Source organism: Pseudomonas sp. GM30 (assembly GCF_000282275.2).
GTDB lineage: Bacteria > Pseudomonadota > Gammaproteobacteria > Pseudomonadales > Pseudomonadaceae > Aquipseudomonas.
Map to the genome: position 1 here is coordinate 154,209 of NZ_AKJP02000026.1, position 19,137 is coordinate 173,345.

The following is a 19,137-nucleotide window of genomic DNA, read 5'->3' on the forward strand; positions in this document are numbered from 1 at the left end:
TTGAGTGGTGCTACCCGATGGCCCATGGCGAGCCCCGCAAAGGTGCAGATTGGTAGCTGAGTAACACTCGCCTCAACCGCACCCTTGCGGTATGCATCACTGCGTCACCACCACCTTCCCAATCATCTGCGGATGCAAAACACAAAAATATTCAAACGCCCCCGGCGTATCGAACACCCAGGAAAAGCTGTCATTGGTGTCCAGCGCCCCCGAGCGAAATACCTTGTGGGTTTCCGCCACCGTGTGCGGAATCTGATCGTCATTGACCCACGTCACCTTGGTGCCGACGGCCACGGTCAGGTCCTTGGGGGCGAACATGAATTCCTTGATGTCGATCCTCACTTCCGCCGCCCACACCGGCATCGCCAGCAACAGGCCCATCAGCGCCAACAGTCGCGTTTTCATCGGTTCGCCCTCGGTTACACCAGTGTCGAATCAATCAGGGCCAGCGGATGCTCGCCTTGGGTCGCGCGCACGTCGGTGATCCCCAGGTAATTGCGCAATTGATCGGCTGCCACTGTCATCGGCCCCGGCGACGGTGCCGCGCCCGGTGCCGGCTGCGGATAGGCCGTGCCACGGGCGGTGTGAAAGGTGATGTTGCCTTCGACTTTCTGGATCACCTGATGGATGTGCCCGTTCAGTACCGTCACCGAACCGTACTTGCGCAGCATCGCAATCGCCTGATCACCGTCCTCGGTGCCCCAGCCCCACGGCTGATAAATCGTCCACAGCGGGATATGCGTGAACACCACGATCGGCGTACTGGTGGAAACCGCACGCAGGTCATCCGCCAGCCAGGCCAGTTGCTCGGCGCCGAGGTTGGCCTCATGGCCGGCCTGGAAATTGAACACATTGATCAGCGCGATGAAGTGCACGCCATGGTCATCGAAACTGTACCAGCCGTTGCCTTTGGTGCCTTTGCCGTAGCGCTCCAGGTACAGCTTGCCGCCGCCCTCGTCGAGGGTGTCGTGTTCACCGGGTATGTAATGCACGGTGGACGGCAGGCCTTTGAGCAGTTGTGCGGCGGTGTCGAATTCCTCAGGTTTGGACAGGTGAGTGATGTCGCCGGTGTGCAGGATCAGCGACGGCCGTTTGGGCAGCGCGATGACTTTGTCGATCGCCACCTGCAGGGTCTTGACCGGCTCCGGATTGGCCTCCTTGTTGAAGCCGATGTGCGAGTCGCTGATCTGCACGAAGTGAAAGCTGCTGGCCAGCGCCTTGGGGTCGCTGACGTTGCCCGCTTCGTCGAGCGCAAAGGCTTTGGGAATGCCGCCGCTCAAGGCCCAGAGGACCCCGGCCCCGGCCCACGCCGAGCATTTGAGCAGGGTTCGCCGATCGGGATCGAGCGGGCCATCGGTGCGCTGTGGATGTTTTGCTTGAATGTCCATCGGTGTGTCCTCGCGGGCGAACTACAGTGAGGTAGCTGACACGAGGTAAACCTGGCGGCGCGAGGCTTTATTCCACGGCAAAAAATAAATGTTTTTGCGCGAATAAAACCTGCCGCTGCACGGTTATAGGGGGGTGACGGTGCGGAACCGACCATGAAGCGATTTGAGGAACTGATTGCGCCCCATCTGGACGCGGCCTACAACCTTGCGCGCTGGCTCACCGGCAACGACAGCGCTGCGCGCGATGTGGTGCAGGAAAGCGCCCTGCGCGCCTTCCGGTTTTTGCAGCGTTTCGCCGATGGCAATGCCAAAGCGTGGTTTCTGACTATCGTGCGCAACGAAAGCTACACCTGGCTCAAAGCCTCGGCCGGACGCCATTGGGTCGCCATCGATGACGACATGGTGACTGACGATGGCCCGCTGAGCCATGGCCAGACCCCGGAACTGCTGGCCATTCATACGGAAAACGCCGCGTTGCTGCAGCAAGCGCTGTGCGCCCTGCCGCCGGTGTTTCGCGAGGTGATCGTGCTCAAGGAACTCGAAGACCTGCCCTACAAGGACATCGCCCTGGTGGTCGATATTCCCATCGGCACCGTGATGTCCAGGCTGGCCCGGGCGCGGGCCCTGCTCAAGCTCGAACTGCTGAAGTTGCACGATCATGAATGAACTCGACTGCACGGTATGCCAGACCCGACTACACGGCTATCTGGATCAGGAGCTGGATCCGGCGACGACTGCGCAGGTGGCCGCGCACCTGAGCGCCTGCACCGAGTGCGCGCGGCTGCACGAGCAAGCGAAGGTGCTCAAGGTCAGCGTGCAGCGCCATGCCCCCTATTACCGCGCCCCCGCCTCACTGACGGCCAGCGTGTTCGCCGCCGACACACCTGCGCCGGGGTTGATCCAGCGCTGGCAAAAATGGCTGGCCCCGGCCTTTTCCGCCGCAGCGCTGGCCTTGGCGATGGTGCTGTATGTCGCCACTCCGGGCAGCGAGCAACCCTTGATCGACGAGGCCGTGTCCAGCCACGTGCGCTCGTTGATGGGCGAACACCTGAACGACGTGGTGTCCTCCGACCGCCACACCGTCAAGCCCTGGTTCACCGGCAAACTCGACTTCTCCCCCCCGGTGTTCGACTACTCGGCGCAGGGCTTTCCGCTGCTCGGCGGGCGCCTGGATTACCTGCAGCACCAGACCACCGCGGCCCTGAGTTACGGGCATGCCAAACACATCATCAACGTGTTCATCCTGCCCACGAGCGAGGCTGATAAAGCCGTGCAGAGCCAGAGCCTGCGCGGATTCAACGTGGTGTCGTGGCAGGCCGGACACATGCACTTCGTATTGGTGTCGGATGTGGAGAAAACTGAGCTGGAGGCGCTGGGGCAGTTGCTCCGGAATGGCTCCTGATCCGGGCGGCGTGCCGAGTCGGCATCACGTTCAGAGCGCTTCGTCTGCCACTTCCTGGGTCAGAAAGTCGATCAGCGCCCGGGACGCCGCCGACAACTGGCGATGGGGCGGGTAAATCACCGAGAACGGTCGGGAGCGACCGCCAGCCTGTTCGAGTAACGGGATCAGACGTGCGCTCTTAATCCGTTCCCGGACAATAAAGTCGTACGTCTGGCAAATGCCCATACCGTGCTCGGCCAACGAGACAGTGCCGAGCACGTCATCAGACAGTTGAACGTTCGCCTGCGGTATCCACTCGCGGTCAACGCCATGCTCGCGGAAGAGCCAGGGCCCGACCCGGCCGGTGCTGGGCATCACAAACGACAGACAGGCATGCCCGGCCAGCTCATCGACGCTGCGAGGAATGCCGGCACGCTGCAGGTAATCCGGCGAGGCGACCACGCACAGACTCGCGTCCTCAAGCTTGCGTCCAATCAGGCCGCTATCCGGCAATGGCCCAAGGCGAATGGCCAGGTCATACCCTTCGGCCACCAGATCCACATTGCGATTGCTGATGCTCAGTTCGATGCGCACTTGCGGATACTGGCGATTGAAGCGAGAGAGTAATGCCGGCAGCCGGTAATGCCCGTAAGTGGTCGGGACACTGAGTCGTACCCGACCGCTCAACGCTCCTTCCTGCCCGAGAATCGCCCGCTCTGCGTCATCGATCAGCGAAAACGCCGTACGAGACTGTTCCAGGTACAGCAAACCCGCATCAGTCAGGCTCAGGCGTCGCGTGGTGCGCCGCAGCAACTGAACGCCCAGACGCGTTTCCAGACGCGAAATCGCCCGACTGACCACCGACGGCGTTGTGGCCAGTGACACGGCACCCGCGCTCAGTGAGCCTTTCTCCACCACTGTGACGAAGACTTCAACATCCGCAAGATAATCGAATCGCCGGCTCACCTTTACCTCCAAAGAACAAGTGATGTTCGCGCGAGCCAGTTTATCGCCTGTATGGGCATGAATACAGTTGTCGCAACGCTCATTCACCCCCTGGAAATCCCATGCGCCCCATCACCCGAATCGCTTTGGCAATGACCCTTTTCACTGGCGCCTTGAACGCCCAGGCCAGCAATGTGCTGGTCGTGTTGTCTGACTCCGACCACCTCGACCTCAAGGACGGTAAAGTCTTTGCGACCGGCTTCTACCTGAACGAACTGATGCAACCGGTGAAGCTGCTGCTTGATGCCGGGCACTCGGTGACCTTTGCAACGCCGACGGGAAAGGCGCCTACGCTGGACCCGTCGTCAAATGACAAGATGTACTTCAACAACGATGTAACGGCACTGCAGGAGCACAAGGCGCTGCTGGAGAAACTGCGGATCACCGCGCCGGGCGAATCCCCGGTCATCAGCCTGTCGCGCGTCGAACAGATCGGCTACGAACATTTCGATGCGGTCTACGTACCCGGCGGCCACGCTCCCATGCAGGACCTGCTGCACAGTGCAGCGTTGGGTAAGCTGCTGAACAACTTCCACGTCAACAACAAGACCACTGCCCTCGTCTGTCATGGACCGATTGCCTTGCTGTCGACGCTCAACGACCCGACAACCTTCACCCGCCAGCTCGAGACTGGCAGCCAGACCACGGCCGCCGGTTGGGCCTACGCAGGCTACCAGTTCACGGTCATCAGTAATCAGGAGGAAGAACTCGCCAAGGGACTGTTGAATGGCGGCGCGATGAAGTTCTATCCACAAACGGCGCTGGAAAAAGCCGGAGGCATCTTCAGCAGCAACACGGCGCCATGGACGTCTCACGTCGTCACTGACCGCGAGTTGATTACCGGCCAGAATCCTGGCTCGGCGTTGGAGGTGGGCAACGTCATCCTCGAACGGCTCAAGCCCCTTGACCCAGCGAAGGGCTGATTCTTCTGTTACCGCGCCGCTCAATGAGCGGCGTTGTTATCTGGTGGAGCGCCATTTCCCCACCGGTCTGCCAATAGGAACAGGCAATCCTCGCAGACAAACCGGCATACCCCTCTCGCTCCTGGCTGCCTACCATGGCCTCTCACTTACCCATCGGAGATTGCCATGCACAGCAGCAAAACCCTGTTCATCACCGGTGTCAGCAGCGGCTTCGGCAGCGCCCTCGCACAGGAAGCGCTCAACGCCGGTCACCGGGTGATCGGTACCGTGCGCAATGACGCCGATCTGAAGTCGTTCGAGGCCCTGTCAGCGGATCGGGCACACGGGGTGTTGCTCGACGTCACCGATTTCGAACGCATCGACGGGGTGATCGCCGATGTCGAAGCCACACTGGGTCCGGTCGATGTGCTGGTGAACAACGCCGGTTACGGACATGAGGGCATTTTCGAGGAGTCACCGCTGGCGCAGATGCGGCGTCAGTTCGACGTCAACGTGTTCGGCGCGGCAGCGATGATCAAGGCGTTCGTGCCGTATTTCCGGCAACGGCGCGCCGGACACATTCTGAATATCACCTCGATGGGCGGCACCATCACCATGCCCGGCATTGCCTATTACTGTTCGAGCAAGTTTGCCCTCGAAGGGCTCTCCGATACGCTGAGCAAGGAACTACGGCCGTTCAACATTTTTGTCACGGCGGTAGCCCCCGGTTCGTTTCGTACCGACTGGGCCGCGCGTTCGATGCAGCGTACGGCGCGCAGCATCGCCGACTACGACGCCAGTTTCGATCCCGTGCGCAAGGCCCGCGAAGAGAAAAGCGGCAAGCAATTGGGCGATCCGCGCAAGGCGGCGCGGGCCATGCTGCAACTGATCGCCAGCGCCGCACCACCCGCACACTTGCTATTGGGCAGCGATGCGCTGAATCTGGTGCGCGATAAACTGCAACGCAGCCTCAGCGACATCGAGCAGTGGGAAACCCTGACCCGCTCCACCGATGGCTGAGTCCCGGCACAGAGGTCAATGCCCATGAGTCCATCCGATCCGTACACCGCGCGCATGGTGCAGTTGCTCGAACAACTCGCACCCTTGGAGGGCTACAACCTCAGTGCGCTGGAGGACGTGCGGTTTCTGCGCTCGAATCGGCCGCTGAGCAATACTCCGGTGCTGTATGACCCGGGCATCGTGATTCTCTGTCAGGGGCGCAAGCGCGGTTATCTGGGTGATGACGTCTACGTCTATGACGCCCAGCATTATCTGGTGGTCTCGGTGCCAGTGCCGTTCACCATGGAAACCGAGGCCAGTGCGGCCGAGCCGATGCTCGCGGTGTACATGCGCCTCGACCTGCAATTGGCCAGCGAGTTGATGTTGCAGGTCGACGAGGTGTTCGGCCCCAGCGAAGCTGCACCCAAAGGCATGTACGCCTCGCCGATGGATGATCCATTGCGCGCCTCGACCCTGCGTTTTCTCGAAGCGATGAGCAATCCCGGCGACGCGCACATCCTCGGGCCGGCGCTGGTTCGGGAGATCTACTACCGGATCCTGACCGGTGCCCAGGGCGGTTCGATGCGTGCGGCGCTCCAGCAGCAAGGGCATTTCGGCAAGGTCAGCCGGGCGATCCGGCGGATTCACAGCAGCTATGAGCAACGCCTGGATGTCGAGTCTCTCGCCGAGGAAGCGGGGATGAGCGTACCGAGCTTCCATGTGCATTTTCGCAACGTCACCGACTCATCGCCGATGCAATACCTCAAGGCCACGCGCCTGCATCAGGCGCGCTTGCTGATGCTGCGTGGCGCCATGCCGGCCGCGACGGCGGCGTTCAACGTCGGTTATGAAAGCGCCTCGCAGTTCAGCCGCGAATTCAAGCGCTTCTTCGGCCGCACGCCGCTGGCCGAGATCGCGTGGATGAAGGCCACGTATGCCCTGCCCCAGTCCACCACGCCCTCCCTGTACGTGTCTTCGCACTGAGCACCATTCGCTCCCGGCCATCGCACGCCCGCCGCAGTCTCAAGGCAAAATCCCCGCGCATTCACTACGCTTGAGAAATCCGCCTCGGTGCAAGCCCGGCAAACACATTGAACATTGCACGCGGGCCGCTGTTCCAGATGATTCAGAAAGAGAGTCAAGGACGAACATATGGATGTCTTCGCTCCCGCTGCGCCTGTTCCGCCTCAGCAAAGCACAATCACCCGCCGGCTGGCGTTTGCGGTCGGTGCGCTGTTTATCGTCGGGGTGATGGCCGCCATTGGTACCCTGCTCGGCATTGCCGCTCGCCTGGATCGCGAGGATGTCGAGCAAACCCGGTTCTATACGGCCCGTGCGCTGGAAAATCGCATCGCCGCCTCCAAAAGCTACATCACCAGCTACGCCGACTGGACCACGGCTTACGAACACTTGCATACCCAAATCGATACCGACTGGGCTTACACCCAGCAGAACATCGGCAAGACCCTGTTCACCAGCGACGGCTATGACGGTGTGTTTGTGCTGGATCGGGGCCGCACGAAGTACGCCGTCGTGCAGGGTCAACTCGACGACGTGGACATCAACGCCCTGCTCAAGGTCTCTGCCGCGTCACTGATCGATCAGGTGCAAACCCAGACCGATCTGACAGTGCCGATCAGTACTTACTCGCTGTTCGACGGCTCGCCGGCACTGGTCACGGCCGCGGCGATCCTGCCCAACGACGAGCGGCCGCTGGGCGATCCGAAACAGACCTCGGTGCTGGTGTTCGTCGACAAGCTGACGCCGAGCAAACTGCAGGCGATCGGCACTGCCTATGGCCTGCAGAACCTGAAACTTGCCCCGGATGACACGCTCGCCGAGGAACAGCCTCGGGTGCCGCTGGACAGCACCGGTTACAGCCTCAGCGCGGACCTCGAACGCCCCGGCCGGCAACTGCTGTGGTCGCTGTTGCCAACGCTCGGCGGGGTAATGGCGGTGCTGATGCTGTTGACCGGGTATTTCTTGCGTCACGCCTTGCGATCTTCGACCTACGTCGACCACAGCTTCAGCACGCTGCAGGCCTCGAATCAGGCGCTGGAAGCCGCCAATCATGCGCTGGAAGCCAGTGAAGAACGTTTTCGCGCGGTCGCCGAAGCAGCGTCGGACTGGATCTGGGAGGTCGACAATCAACTGCGCCTGACCTACCTCTCGGCGCGCTTCAGTGAAGTGACCGGTTACCCGCAACCCCAGTGGATCGGCCAGAGCATCGGGCAATTGGTGTCATGCGATACCACGCCGCTGGAGCTGTGGCTGAAGAAACTTACCGAAGACAGCAACGCCAGTGATCTGCGTTGCACCTACCGCGATCACGCCGGGCAGCAACGTCATTGCCGGTTGTCGGCACGCCCGATCCTCGACAAACACGCCGTGAGCGGCTATCGCGGCACCGCCAGCGACATCACCGACGAAGTCGCCGCCCATGCGCAGATCCAGCACCTGTCCATGCACGACGCCCTCACCGGCCTGCCCAATCGCAACCAGTTGGCGCGTTATCTGGATGATGCACTGCAACTCAAGGAGCATGCGCCAGCGCTGTCGCTGCTGGTGATCGATCTTGACAACTTCAAGCCGATCAACGACTCCCTCGGCCACCCGGCCGGCGATGCCGTGTTGCAGGAAGTCGCCAGTCGCCTGCGCGAATGCACCCGTGAGCTCGACATTGTCGCGCGCCTGGGCGGTGACGAATTCGTCGTGGTGCTCAATGGCATGGACACTCGGCAGGAGGTCGACCGCTTTTGCACCCGGCTGGTCGAGAGCCTGCATCAGCCGATGGTCTTCGAACATCATCCGCTGCACGTCGGCGCCAGCATCGGCATCGCCCTGAGCCGGCGTCAGGGCTTCGTGCCCAGCGAGTTGATCCGTTGCGCCGACATCGCGCTGTATCAGGCCAAGTCCGAGGGCAAAAACACCTGGTGCTATTTCGAAGCGCACATGAGCGACCAGATCCAGACACGCCGGCAGATGGAAAGCGATTTGCGCGGCGCGTTGAAGAACGACGAATTCGTCCTGCACTACCAGCCGCGCTATACGGTCGACGGCAAGCACATCGTCTCGGTCGAAGCCCTGGTGCGCTGGCAGCATCCGACCAAGGGCCTGCTCGGGCCGGACGTGTTCATCGGCCTGGCGGAGCAAACCGACCTGATCGTGCCGCTGGGACGCTGGGTACTGCGCGAGGCCTGTGAAACCGCCCTCACCTGGCCCGCGGACATCCTGTTGTCAGTCAATCTGTCCCCGGCGCAGTTTGCCCTCAGCGATGTCGTCGAGGACGTGCGCGAAGTACTGGTGCAGACGCGTTTCCCGGCCAGTCGCCTGGAATTGGAAATCACCGAAAACGTGATGCTGGTCGACACCGACGGCGCGCTGGCCACGATGAATGCGCTCAAGCAACTCGGCGTGCGCCTGAATATGGATGACTTCGGAACCGGCTACTCGTCCCTCGGTTACCTGCGCGCCTACCCGTTCGACGGGATCAAGATCGACAAGCGTTTCATCGCCTCGATCAGCCACGGCGCCAATGACCGCGCGGTGGTCCAGGCGATCATTGGCCTGGGCAAAGCCATGGGTCTGACCGTGACCGCCGAAGGCGTGGAAACCGAGGAGCAACTGGAGATTCTCGGCAAGGATCAATGCAACGAGGTGCAGGGCTATTTCATGAGTCGGCCGATCGACAAGGGCGCGTTTGCGCAGTTGTTGAAAAGCGCCAGGGCCGAACCGGCCGATCATCCGTCGCCAAAGAAAGGACGCGTCATTTAGCCGGCCTTGCATCGCTGGCAATAATCAATCATCGAAATGCACACAGCCCGGCTCGACACGCTTCATTAATAAGGTGTTCGTGTTGACTTCAATGGGTTTTGTTCAGGGTGTGTTTAGGGCCGTCATGCTTGAATAGTCCTCGCCGCGGGCCAGGCTCAACGTCTATTTCGCGCCACACACAAGTTCAATGCAGGCGTCACCGGACTGTCAGGATTACGGTCAAAAGAACAACTTCACTAAAGGGTTAACGATGGATCGATATGATGCCCCGCTTGTTGTAGAACGCACTTCGCGGGCTGGAATGTTGACGGGATTGATTACGAGAAATCCATGCCTGAGCATTTTTTTCATGACACTGGCCGTGTTCATGGCGTTGCAGTACAAACCCGCTGTCCTCAACTACACAACACGCTTTGTCGACTTTGCCGAGTACATGTTGCAGCACGGCGTCACGCTGTTTCCGATTGCCGATGACCTCAAGCCTTATCCCGACTACACGGTCCTCAATACCTTGTTGGTCTATCTGGTTTCCCTGCCGTTCGGCCGGGTGTCCGTTCTTTCCATGGGTATTCCGTCCTGCGTAGCCGCGTCGCTGATGCTGGTATTCATTTATCGGCTGGGGGCGCTGCACAGCAAGAAATGGGGTGCGTATGGCGTGCTTTTCAGCCTGCTGACCTGGGCCTTTCTTGACGGCGTCAACTCGCTGGCCCTGGATATCTATCCGGCGCTGTTAACGGTGATGTGCTTCTACTTTGCCTATTCGGCGGAAATGAAAAAGGACCCGCGGCGCCTGGTGTTTCTGTACCTCGGCCTGGCGCTGGGATTCGCGTTTCGTGGGCCTATCGGCTTAATCGGACCGGCGAGTGTCATTGGCGCTTATTACTTGCTGAGCCGACAGTGGCGCATGTTGCTGCTGTTTTCATTGCTCTCGGGCGTGATTCTGGCTTTGGGGGTTGCGCTGCTGGCATGGGCGGCCTACTTGCAAGGGGGGCAAGCGTTCCTCGACGACGTGCTGAACATGCAAGGCATCGGACGTTTCGGTTCCGACCACGCGCCACGCTATTACTTCTACTTCTCCGCAGGCCTGTTTACCTACGGCATCACGGTGTTTTACGCCATTAATGTAATTCTCAAGAAGTACCAACAGTTCTTCCGCTCGACCCGCGATAAAGACATCGACCTGCTGCTGTATCTAACCGGGTGGCTGTTGGTGCTGCTGGTGCTGTTCACAATTCCAAGTTCGAAGAAAGCGCGCTACATCCTGGCAATCACCCCGGCGATTTCGCTGCTGGCCGCTTACCTCTTCGTCAGCAAGGAAACCAGTTTCGTCCGCGCCAGAAACGGCCTGATGAATTTCTGCCTGAAGTTGCCCCTGCTGGGGTTGGGGCTGCTGGTGGCGGTGCTGGTCTACAACAATTTCGCCGATGTCCCGTTACAACCCAACTACCTCGGCGCAGGCCTGGGGCTGTCTGCGTTGTTGAGCTTCTACCGTGTTAAACAGGAGTACTTCGTCGAACACCCCTATCGTGAGTTCATGACACTTTCCTATGGGGTAGGAGCCTTTTTGATACTGGATATGTTTTTCTTCAACCCGATCACCTACCACCTGGAACTCATGATCGAACCCACGCCAAAGTTTCTGCCATATTGGTTTTGGTGAAGCCTCTTCCTGATTCATGAGTCTGCGGCAGTACCGGCCAAGGTGCTGTGTCTTCCTTTCAAAACAACCCCACTTGGATCGTGGGTAGACGATTATTCGCGCAGGCTCCGCTGATCACAGGCAGTACCTTTGAGAGAAATGCCATCGAGCACATAGGCTTCCAGCGTGGATAAAAATGCCTCATCCCGTATAGATGCTCCAGTCAGAAGCCTGTAGTAAACAGGGCCATACAGCGCATCGATGACGTGCTCAAGATTCAGATCGGCACGAAACTCCCCTTGCTCGATGCCGCGTTGGAGCGCCGCTTTTGCGGCGGTTCGGCGAGGTTGGAGATAACCTTCGTTGAACAACGCCAATGTCGTGCTATCAAACTGCGCGGACCCAATCATCTCGCGCACGATTTTCCCGACTTCACCATCGTATACCGCCGCCAAGCGCCTGACTTGCTGGCGAATATCTTCACTGGCAGACGCCGTTTCATTGAAGCTCAACTGAGGCGAAACGACGGCAAGGAAGGCATCGACCGCCAGTGCTCCGCGACTGGGCCACCAGCGATAAATGGTGGTCTTGCCCACGCCGGCTCTGGCGGCTACACCCTCGATGGTCAGCCGATCAAAGCCATTCTGCTGCAGCAGCTCATAAGTCGCGGCGAGGATGACCTCCAATGTCGCTTGATTACGCCGCCTTGGGGCTGCCTTCTCAATACTCATCTGAATACTCTGGTATCGATTGTCTCTGCACGGTATGTGTCGAGAATCCTGGCCGCCCATGATACGCGAGAAGCTATTTGAGAGGCTGACGCCCCCGAATGCGTATCCAGGGAAGGCTTATGCATGCGGCCGCGAGCAACAGCAACACGACGGGAGGAAACAACACACTGTGCGCAGACACGGGCACCCTGTGAACAAAGATCGGAGCCAGGCTGGCCCCCAGAAATACAGAAAACGAATAGATTGCGATGGCCAATCCACGACTACCGTGATTGGCATGCTGCGAAATGGTCGAAATGATACCGGGCAACGTAATAGAGATGCCCAGCGACAACACGACCACCGAAACAGGCAGCAAAGGTTGCCAAACCGCAGCCATTACCAGCGCAATTGCCGAGGCAAACAAACCAATCCTGGTGGTGGTGATACCACCGACTTTGTTGATGATCGAGCCGGCTAAAAAGCTGCCTAGCATGCCGAACAGGGTCAAACCCCGAATCCACGCGTTATCCCACCCATGGGTATCAATAACGCCGTGAAGAGAAACCTGAAATACAACAAAGCTGAACAGCACCACCGGCGAAATAAGCCAGGCGGTCAGGATGACCGGATCCCGCACCAGTTGACTGATACTGCTGCTCACCAGATGGGGACGGTGATCACCATGATCATTGCGTTTCCAGCCCAGCAACGCCAGAGCACATGCGCAGGCGGCGTAGCTGACCGCTCCCGTAGCCATCAGTGCCGGGAAGGCCAATCGGCTTTCCTGAGCATACGTCTGGGCGATGGGGGCGGCCGCGATAAATGAAAAACTCATCATCGCCAAGCCAGTGGGCCTCAGAGCAACTGGCAGGCTTTCGCCAATCATTGCCAATCCGATAGGGGCGATGCTGGCGGCACATACGCCCTGAACAGCACGCGCAACCAGTTCCCACTGAAAACCTGGGGCAAACGCTACGCCGAGTGTCGCAACGCTGGTCGCCGCGACGCCGAGCACCAGCACGATCTGGCGCCCATATCGATCCGAAACCGGCCCCCAAAGAAGAAACCCCATCGAGTAGGCGACGCCAAATATCGTGCCCACCAGCGCCGCCGTTTCCGCAGATACACCAAAGTGTTGGGCGATGCCATCGGCGATGGGAATGGTTACATAGAGCTGACCAGAAGCCATCAACCCTGCACACATCAAGGTGGCAAGTAGACAGAGCGAACGAAAGTACATGGATAAACCTGAGCTGAAGGATGTTCGATGAAGTAGGCGCGAGCCCTCTCCCACTCGCAGCGGAGGTAAGGCTTGCAGGGCTGAGCATGGCTCATTGCGAACACATACTGTAACGATACGTAGCGTATCGCAAGAGATAATTAGTTTTACGTGATCCCCTTCCCTCGCGGCTCAGTCACTGACGACGGCTGCTCGCGGATGGTCTTGACACGTCAATTTAACGCAACTACAGTTGCTATAAGCCTGTCGAATACCTTGTCTGGACGGCTGATTCAGCGCAGGAATCGTCCTGCGCGACAACAGGGTTTGACAGGCCCCCCGCAAAACAAGCTGTGTACAACGACCAAATTAAAACAATAACCAGCCTACGGTTGACACAATGAAAATACACTGGCCGAAGTCCATCCTTACTATTGCTGTCTATTCAAATTGCATTGCGGCTTTTGCCAATGGGCTTGCAATAAACGAACAAAGTTCAAGTTCCGCTGGAACTGCTTATGCAGGTCGTTCATCCAGCGTGAATGATGCCAGTACGATTTACGGAAACCCTGCTGGATTAACCAGGTTAAAACGAGCGGAGGTCAGTGGTGGGGTTGCCGTATTTTCAGCAAAGGATGACCTCAGCAACACTTCGGGCGGTTCCCCAGGCGGGACCAACAAGGGGGATTCCATCCCTATAGGCGCCATTCCATTCGGTTTTCTGTCTACACCAATCAATGACCGTGTTTCCACAGGTATTGGCATCTATGTTCCTTTCGGACTGATCAATGATTACGAAGGCAGTTTTGCTGGTCGCGGTTTGGGCTCTTACAGCAATGTACAAGTTGTCGCTGTTCAGCCCGCGATTGCTTACCGGATAAGCGACAACATATCTGTGGGCTTTGGCCCCACTATCAACTACGGCAAGGGCAAGTTGGAAAACGATTTGAATACCGGTGGACTACCACCCGCATTGGGGGGGACGGGTAGAGATACGCGGGTCAGTATCAAAGGCGACGATACCGCGCTTGGTTATAACCTGGGTGTAATGGTAGACATCAATAAAGACACCACCTGGGGGCTTACTTATCATTCCAAGGTCGATTTGCATATGGGCGGAAATACCTCGATCAGCAACGCCCCCAATACACCGCTTTCAATAATAACGGGCACGCCCACACCTGGCACTTTGGCTCAAGCGTTAAATGGAGAATACTCGGCAAAACTGGATGTGACCCTTCCCGAGTCGATTGACACGTCCATCACTCACAAATTTGATGATCAGTGGACACTGTATGCCGGACTGTTGTGGACGCGCTGGAGCCGAATCAAGAGCCTTAATGTAAGAAATAGCGGATTGTCAGCTCCAGCAGACGCCATGTTCGGAGAAATTAGCGAAACGATGGACTGGAAAGATACCGTTGCCGCATCGATTGGCGCCTCCTACAAGTTGACAGACAGTCTGGTCCTGCGCAGTGGCTTTGCCTATGACCCCTCCCCGGCAGGAAATGACAACCGCAGTGTAAGAGCACCTGTCGGCAATCGAAAAACCATTACCTTCGGGGCCGGTTACTCGCCCACCCCTGATCTGACGTTCGATATGGCGTATGCCTATTTGTGGGAAAGCACCGCGTCGGTCAATCAGCCCGGAAGAAATATAACCACCGATTCAGGCTTGTCACTTCCGATTGTCCCGGCCTACAAGGCCCAGTATGACAACAGTGCCCACGGCCTTACAGCCCAGCTTACCTACCGTTTTTAACTACCACTCGGGCACCCTCTCGAACGAGAGGCCTCACCACATATATGCACTGTCTCACCCCGGAAAAAATCCGTCGGGTATGAGGCCTTGCTCCTCCGGCATAGGCGATGAACATCAATATCTACATCAAGGGCCAACTCGTTCCTACCCAGGATGTCCTCAACTGGGAAAAACGTCGTACCCACCGTGTGCTAAAAAAGCTGGGCGTGTCATTTGACTCGAATTGGTCGCTGGAACGCTTACGGAAAACACTGCTAGAGAGAAAAATGCAGCTCGGCAATGAGGGGCTACGCACGCTTTTGCGAACAGAGCTGGCGACCGCTGAAATGCTGACCAAGGTCATCGCTGGATTGTCATTCAACCAGCGACGTTTCAGCGTCATTGAGATTCTGGTCGATCACGGCCGTGCAGAAGATTTCCTGCGCTGGTTTATTGAGTGCGGGATTAAAAATGATGAGGTCTCGATGATCGCCGCAGCGCCCGATCACTATGTCATTCACACCGACGGGAATAATTGCCAGGAAGTCATCGAGACGACTGGTGGTTCGCCTTTAGCCACCCACTTTTTCATCGACTACGAAGACTTGAGCAGCTTGAAATCCCCCGTAGACCCCAGCTACGCCTACCAGATTGCCGGTGTCGCCAGAGACTCCACCGGCCTCGCGATAGGGGGTGTCAGGCATCAATTCAGAAATGAGGCCAATGGATTTCGCGCGAAACTGACCGTCGAATTTCCCTACGCCGTCATGCCGTGGCTGATTCGCTGCCATCGATTTCATCTGGCCAGTGAGTTCTCGAACTGGATCGAAGCGGCCGCCCGTGCTGACTATCTGGCCTCTGAAAACTCAGCAAGCCACTGGAAGCCTTGTTAACCACCAAGCCTACGCAAATGCCTTGATCGAACGACTGACGCCCCGCTCGATCTCCAGATCGGAGCTTCCCGTACGGGTGATCAGTGCTCGAAAAAACAGCGGGGAGCAGGCGCACTCGAGAAACTCCCGAGGTTGGGTTTGCTCGGGTAGCTCTCCCCTTTCTATTGCGCGCTCTACCAGTTTTCCACTTAATTCGAAGCGCTCCAGCCAGAATGAATCCCGCTCTCTCTGAATGGAAACGTCCTGGCTCCCGAGTGCAATAACCAACTGAAGCAAGCCCAACACACGTGGGCTTTCCAGTGTGGTCCTCAGGTGCAGCAACAAGGCATGAAGATCCCCTTGCAATGAGCCTGTGTCAGGCAATGGCACATCAAGCTTTGCCTGAGCCCTGGCGACATCAGCGACCAGCTCCAGCTTGGAGGGCCAACGGCGATAGATAGACGTTTTGTTAACGTTGGCTTTGGCAGCAACCTCTGGAATTTCAAACCCGCTGAAGCCTTTTTCTTCAAGCAGGGAAAGGGTTGCGCTATGGACAGCAGAAATTACCTGGGCTGAGCGACCACCCACGCGTCTACTGGGTGCCTGTTGTTGGTTTTTTTCATTCATCTCATGTTTTTCATCAATAGACACGGTGAACCGAGCAGGTGTCTTGAGCCAAAGCGGGCAACTGCCGCCTACATTAGCGCTTATTCCAAAAAGGCGGAACCCAATACAAAACGCTCAGCTTGTACTCGATGAAATTCAGGTCGCCGCATTCTTCCAGCGCGGGAATTTAGATTTTCATCTCACGCATTTTTTCAACTGTCGTGCGGCTATAGGCTGCAGACGATCAGATGTACTCGAGCCTAAAGACATCTCATGACCGCTCTGCAGCGGCTTCCTCACAACAAAGAGACTGTTATGAATAGTGCCAGCGATATCGAAACACTCATCCGCGCTCAAGAAGACTTGCGTTATGCGGCAATCCTTGAAGGGGCATACGACACGTTTGCCAACCTTTCCCACCCCGACCTTCAGTACGCCCACTCCAACGGAGTTATTGATACGGTCGACTCTTACCTCAAGAAGTGTCGAGAAGGATTCTATGTTTACCATCAGGTCGAGCATCCGATCGACAGCATCCGCATAGAAGGCAGCGTTGCTCTGGTGTTCGGTGAGATGAACGCGCAAATCACCTCCGGCGGTGTCCCCAAGACTTTGCGCAATAAGTCGCTCGCAGTATGGGTCAACGATGGCGATACCTGGAAATTCCTGGCTTACCAGCCAACCCCCATCGCCTGATCTTCAACTACCGGGACACTTCTAATGTCACTCATGGATTTCACCTGTGTTTCACAGCCCGGTCGCGTCATCTTCGGCCAAGGCGCAATCGGCAAACTGGAAGAAGAGATCGACCGCCTTGGATCGAGGCGTGCGCTCATCTTGTGTACACCCGAACAGCGTCCCCAGGCCGAGCGAATCGCTCAGATCCTGGGAAGTCGAGCTGCCGGAATTTTCGACAAGGCGGTCATGCATGTCCCGATCGAGTCTGCCCGGGAAGCACGTGAGGTTGCCCGCAATCTCGGGGCAGATTGTGCTGTGGCGATAGGTGGCGGCTCGACCACTGGCCTCGGCAAGGCGATTGCCCTGGACTCCGGGCTCCCTATCCTCGCCATCCCGACCACCTATGCCGGTTCGGAGATGACGCCGGTGTACGGCCTGACCGAAAACGGAATCAAGAAGACGGGGAAGAACCCGCGCGTGCTGCCGAAGACGGTTATCTATGACCCTGCCCTGAGCCTTTCGCTTCCGGTCGGGCTCTCGGTCACCAGCGGTATCAATGCCATTGCCCACGCTGCAGAGGGCCTGTACGCCCAGGATGGCAACCCGGTGATGTCGTTGCTCGCCGAGGAAGGCATTCGCGCACTTGCCAGCGGGCTTCGCCTTATCGTCAACGCCCCTGAAGATATCGCGGCGCGTAGCAATTGCCTGTATGGCGCCTGGTTGTGCGGCACGGTATTGGGCAACGTCGGCATGGCGCTTCACCACAAGTTGTGCCACACATTGGGCGGCAGTTTTAATTTGCCCCATGCACCGACTCATACCGTGGTGCTGCCTCATGCCATCGCCTACAACGCCGCACACATACCTGAAGCGGCCCAGCGCATTAACCGCGCCTTGGGTGCCGAAGGCGTAAGCGCAGGGCAAGCGCTCTATGACCTGGCCGCTTCGCTCGGTGCGCCATTGACGCTTCAGGAGCTAGGGATGAAGGAGGCTGATCTGGACCGTGCCACCGAGATCGCACTGGCCAACCCCTACTGGAACCCTAGGACAATCGAACGTGCGGCGATTCGCGAACTGCTGCAAAACGCGTTCGAGGGCAATCGTCCGATGTAAGGGTTCTCCGGCCAAGGCGGCGAACCTGGGCCGGAATTTCAGACCTTAGCGCGTCCAGTATTTCTCGTATTGCTGCGCTTCAAACTCTTCCAGCAGGAAGTCGATGAACAGGCGTGTCTTGGCCGGCATGTACCGTCGGCTCTGGAATGCAATATTGATCGTGAGGCTCGGCAGGCGCCAGTCATCCAGCACAGAGACAAGGCGACCGGAAACGATATCGTCGTGAATGATGTACATCGGCTGCACCAGGATGCCCAAGCCTGCCAAAGCCGCTGCTCTGACAATCTGCCCATCGTTGGTTTCCATTTTGGGTACAACCGTGATGGACGCCTCGGTGGTGCCCTGCCGGAAGTTCAGGATTCCAGGCTGGTTGGCGTGGCTGTAAAGCAGCATGTCGTGGTCTGCCAGGTCTTGCACCTGTTTCGGACTTCCACGCTGATGCAGATAATCCGGTGAGGCGGCGAGGATACGTCGGGTCTCTGCGAGACGCCGGATAGTGATATTGGAGTCTGGCTCGAACTCTCGGGTTCGTATGGCCAGGTCGATATCCGTATCCATGATTTCGTAGTAGCGGTTGGCACCGACCACCTTGACCTTGAGCTGTGGGTAGCGCTTGCAGAACTTGGGTAGTAACGGCGAGATGTGGAGCATGGCAAAGGAGACCGAGGCGGTAACCGTGAGCGTACCGGCAGGTTCGGCCTGGGAAGACGTGAGTGAGGCTTCAGCCTCATTGAGTTCGGCCAGTAGTGCCTTGCAGCGTTTATAGAACTCACTGCCGGCAGATGTGAGGGACAAACGCCGGGTGTTGCGCTCGATCAGTTTGACATTGAGACGACTCTCGAGCGCGCCCAAATGGCGGCTTGCAGAGGCATTCGAGATATTCAGCTGCTCAGCGGCTTTGGACAGCGTGCCCAGCTCGGCTGTAGTTACGAACAACTCCAGCTCTGTCATTCGATCCATATTGACCCGCCTTGACTTGTTTTTATTGTTCCAATATTGGAATACACAATTCCAATTAATGGGTTTTACCTCATTTTTTGAAACTATAACTTAGCTCAAGTCTGAACAGAAGCACTGAACCCGGTGCGTCTTGCCAACGACCGAATT

Annotated in this window: 18 protein-coding genes; 11 read left to right on the plus strand and 7 right to left on the minus strand. The window is 58.0% G+C overall.

The window, feature by feature from the left end; all coding sequences use genetic code 11:
* Positions 1 to 96: 96 nt before the first annotated feature.
* Positions 97 to 405, minus strand: a complete 309-nt coding sequence (locus tag PMI25_RS16380) for a plastocyanin/azurin family copper-binding protein (protein ID WP_007967109.1) — start codon at positions 403 to 405, stop codon at positions 97 to 99.
* A 14-nt stretch (positions 406 to 419) separates the two neighbouring features.
* Positions 420 to 1,388 carry a metallophosphoesterase family protein gene (locus PMI25_RS16385; RefSeq protein ID WP_007967106.1) on the minus strand — a complete coding sequence of 323 codons (969 nt, stop codon included), beginning with the start codon at positions 1,386 to 1,388 and terminating at the stop codon, positions 420 to 422.
* A gap of 153 nt (positions 1,389 to 1,541) precedes the next feature.
* Here PMI25_RS16385 and PMI25_RS16390 point away from each other — a divergent pair, with 153 nt between their 5' ends.
* Positions 1,542 to 2,054 carry a sigma-70 family RNA polymerase sigma factor gene (locus PMI25_RS16390; RefSeq protein ID WP_007967104.1) on the plus strand — a complete coding sequence of 171 codons (513 nt, stop codon included), beginning with the start codon at positions 1,542 to 1,544 and terminating at the stop codon, positions 2,052 to 2,054.
* Positions 2,047 to 2,790, plus strand: coding sequence for an anti-sigma factor family protein (locus PMI25_RS16395; RefSeq protein ID WP_007967102.1), 744 nt, complete (start codon positions 2,047 to 2,049; stop codon positions 2,788 to 2,790). Before PMI25_RS16390 ends, PMI25_RS16395 begins: the two co-directional genes overlap by 8 nt.
* 30 nt (positions 2,791 to 2,820) lie before the next feature.
* On the opposite strand, the gene PMI25_RS16400 is transcribed toward PMI25_RS16395, so the two are convergent.
* A complete protein-coding gene (locus PMI25_RS16400; protein ID WP_007967100.1) occupies positions 2,821 to 3,735 on the minus strand; it encodes a LysR family transcriptional regulator in 915 nt (304 codons plus the stop codon).
* A 101-nt stretch (positions 3,736 to 3,836) separates the two neighbouring features.
* On the opposite strand from PMI25_RS16400, the gene PMI25_RS16405 reads away from it, so the two are divergent.
* The 5 genes from PMI25_RS16405 to PMI25_RS16425 all read left to right on the plus strand — a co-directional run bounded on the left by PMI25_RS16405 (position 3,837) and on the right by PMI25_RS16425 (position 11,109).
* The gene (locus tag PMI25_RS16405) at positions 3,837 to 4,697 is read left to right on the plus strand and encodes a type 1 glutamine amidotransferase domain-containing protein (protein WP_007967098.1); all 861 of its coding nucleotides are present in this window, start codon (positions 3,837 to 3,839) and stop codon (positions 4,695 to 4,697) included.
* A 165-nt stretch (positions 4,698 to 4,862) separates the two neighbouring features.
* Positions 4,863 to 5,696: an oxidoreductase gene (locus tag PMI25_RS16410; protein WP_007967096.1), complete on the plus strand. Its 834-nt coding sequence runs from the start codon at positions 4,863 to 4,865 to the stop codon at positions 5,694 to 5,696.
* A 24-nt stretch (positions 5,697 to 5,720) separates the two neighbouring features.
* The gene (locus tag PMI25_RS16415; protein ID WP_007967094.1) at positions 5,721 to 6,659 is read left to right on the plus strand and encodes an AraC family transcriptional regulator; all 939 of its coding nucleotides are present in this window, start codon (positions 5,721 to 5,723) and stop codon (positions 6,657 to 6,659) included.
* Between the two features lie 168 nt (positions 6,660 to 6,827).
* Positions 6,828 to 9,449, plus strand: a complete 2,622-nt coding sequence (locus PMI25_RS16420) for a bifunctional diguanylate cyclase/phosphodiesterase (RefSeq protein ID WP_007967093.1) — start codon at positions 6,828 to 6,830, stop codon at positions 9,447 to 9,449.
* Positions 9,450 to 9,798: 349 nt separating this feature from the next.
* On the plus strand, positions 9,799 to 11,109 hold the full coding sequence (locus tag PMI25_RS16425) for an ArnT family glycosyltransferase (RefSeq protein ID WP_007967091.1): 1,311 nt from the start codon (positions 9,799 to 9,801) through the stop codon (positions 11,107 to 11,109).
* A 92-nt stretch (positions 11,110 to 11,201) separates the two neighbouring features.
* On the opposite strand, the gene PMI25_RS16430 is transcribed toward PMI25_RS16425, so the two are convergent.
* Positions 11,202 to 11,819, minus strand: coding sequence for a TetR/AcrR family transcriptional regulator (locus PMI25_RS16430; protein WP_007967089.1), 618 nt, complete (start codon positions 11,817 to 11,819; stop codon positions 11,202 to 11,204).
* Between the two features lie 73 nt (positions 11,820 to 11,892).
* Positions 11,893 to 13,041 (minus strand): MFS transporter, encoded by a 1,149-nt coding sequence (locus PMI25_RS16435; RefSeq protein WP_007967087.1) that lies wholly within the window; start codon positions 13,039 to 13,041, stop codon positions 11,893 to 11,895.
* Between the two features lie 379 nt (positions 13,042 to 13,420).
* Between PMI25_RS16435 and PMI25_RS16440 the strand changes: the two genes are divergently transcribed.
* Together PMI25_RS16440 and PMI25_RS16445 are read left to right on the plus strand one after the other, a co-directional pair.
* The gene (locus PMI25_RS16440; RefSeq protein ID WP_007967085.1) at positions 13,421 to 14,782 is read left to right on the plus strand and encodes an outer membrane protein transport protein; all 1,362 of its coding nucleotides are present in this window, start codon (positions 13,421 to 13,423) and stop codon (positions 14,780 to 14,782) included.
* Between the two features lie 107 nt (positions 14,783 to 14,889).
* On the plus strand, positions 14,890 to 15,654 hold the full coding sequence (locus tag PMI25_RS16445) for a hypothetical protein (protein WP_007967083.1): 765 nt from the start codon (positions 14,890 to 14,892) through the stop codon (positions 15,652 to 15,654).
* Positions 15,655 to 15,663: 9 nt separating this feature from the next.
* Here the strand turns inward: PMI25_RS16445 and PMI25_RS16450 are convergent, their stop codons facing one another.
* On the minus strand, positions 15,664 to 16,284 hold the full coding sequence (locus PMI25_RS16450) for a TetR/AcrR family transcriptional regulator (RefSeq protein WP_150113641.1): 621 nt from the start codon (positions 16,282 to 16,284) through the stop codon (positions 15,664 to 15,666).
* 228 nt (positions 16,285 to 16,512) lie between these two features.
* Here PMI25_RS16450 and PMI25_RS16455 point away from each other — a divergent pair, with 228 nt between their 5' ends.
* Together PMI25_RS16455 and PMI25_RS16460 are read left to right on the plus strand one after the other, a co-directional pair.
* Positions 16,513 to 16,935 (plus strand): nuclear transport factor 2 family protein, encoded by a 423-nt coding sequence (locus PMI25_RS16455; RefSeq protein ID WP_238547084.1) that lies wholly within the window; start codon positions 16,513 to 16,515, stop codon positions 16,933 to 16,935.
* Between the two features lie 24 nt (positions 16,936 to 16,959).
* The gene (locus PMI25_RS16460) at positions 16,960 to 18,030 is read left to right on the plus strand and encodes a maleylacetate reductase (protein ID WP_007967077.1); all 1,071 of its coding nucleotides are present in this window, start codon (positions 16,960 to 16,962) and stop codon (positions 18,028 to 18,030) included.
* Between the two features lie 45 nt (positions 18,031 to 18,075).
* On the opposite strand, the gene PMI25_RS16465 is transcribed toward PMI25_RS16460, so the two are convergent.
* The gene (locus tag PMI25_RS16465) at positions 18,076 to 18,990 is read right to left on the minus strand and encodes a LysR family transcriptional regulator (RefSeq protein ID WP_007967075.1); all 915 of its coding nucleotides are present in this window, start codon (positions 18,988 to 18,990) and stop codon (positions 18,076 to 18,078) included.
* Between the last annotated feature and the right edge of the window lie 147 nt (positions 18,991 to 19,137).

What these genes read in the sequence shown, in the direction of transcription:
- PMI25_RS16460 (WP_007967077.1), top strand. Translation starts at nt 16,960, where the DNA reads ATGTCACTCATGGATTTCACCTGTGTTTCACAGCCCGGTCGCGTCATC.
- PMI25_RS16405 (WP_007967098.1), top strand. Translation starts at nt 3,837, where the DNA reads ATGCGCCCCATCACCCGAATCGCTTTGGCAATGACCCTTTTCACTGGC.
- PMI25_RS16380 (WP_007967109.1), bottom strand. Translation starts at nt 405, where the DNA reads ATGAAAACGCGACTGTTGGCGCTGATGGGCCTGTTGCTGGCGATGCCG.
- PMI25_RS16430 (WP_007967089.1), bottom strand. Translation starts at nt 11,819, where the DNA reads ATGAGTATTGAGAAGGCAGCCCCAAGGCGGCGTAATCAAGCGACATTG.
- PMI25_RS16385 (WP_007967106.1), bottom strand. Translation starts at nt 1,388, where the DNA reads ATGGACATTCAAGCAAAACATCCACAGCGCACCGATGGCCCGCTCGAT.
- PMI25_RS16395 (WP_007967102.1), top strand. Translation starts at nt 2,047, where the DNA reads ATGAATGAACTCGACTGCACGGTATGCCAGACCCGACTACACGGCTAT.
- PMI25_RS16440 (WP_007967085.1), top strand. Translation starts at nt 13,421, where the DNA reads ATGAAAATACACTGGCCGAAGTCCATCCTTACTATTGCTGTCTATTCA.
- PMI25_RS16435 (WP_007967087.1), bottom strand. Translation starts at nt 13,041, where the DNA reads ATGTACTTTCGTTCGCTCTGTCTACTTGCCACCTTGATGTGTGCAGGG.
- PMI25_RS16445 (WP_007967083.1), top strand. Translation starts at nt 14,890, where the DNA reads ATGAACATCAATATCTACATCAAGGGCCAACTCGTTCCTACCCAGGAT.
- PMI25_RS16420 (WP_007967093.1), top strand. Translation starts at nt 6,828, where the DNA reads ATGGATGTCTTCGCTCCCGCTGCGCCTGTTCCGCCTCAGCAAAGCACA.
- PMI25_RS16425 (WP_007967091.1), top strand. Translation starts at nt 9,799, where the DNA reads ATGACACTGGCCGTGTTCATGGCGTTGCAGTACAAACCCGCTGTCCTC.
- PMI25_RS16410 (WP_007967096.1), top strand. Translation starts at nt 4,863, where the DNA reads ATGCACAGCAGCAAAACCCTGTTCATCACCGGTGTCAGCAGCGGCTTC.
- PMI25_RS16455 (WP_238547084.1), top strand. Translation starts at nt 16,513, where the DNA reads ATGACCGCTCTGCAGCGGCTTCCTCACAACAAAGAGACTGTTATGAAT.
- PMI25_RS16390 (WP_007967104.1), top strand. Translation starts at nt 1,542, where the DNA reads ATGAAGCGATTTGAGGAACTGATTGCGCCCCATCTGGACGCGGCCTAC.
- PMI25_RS16465 (WP_007967075.1), bottom strand. Translation starts at nt 18,990, where the DNA reads ATGGATCGAATGACAGAGCTGGAGTTGTTCGTAACTACAGCCGAGCTG.
- PMI25_RS16415 (WP_007967094.1), top strand. Translation starts at nt 5,721, where the DNA reads ATGAGTCCATCCGATCCGTACACCGCGCGCATGGTGCAGTTGCTCGAA.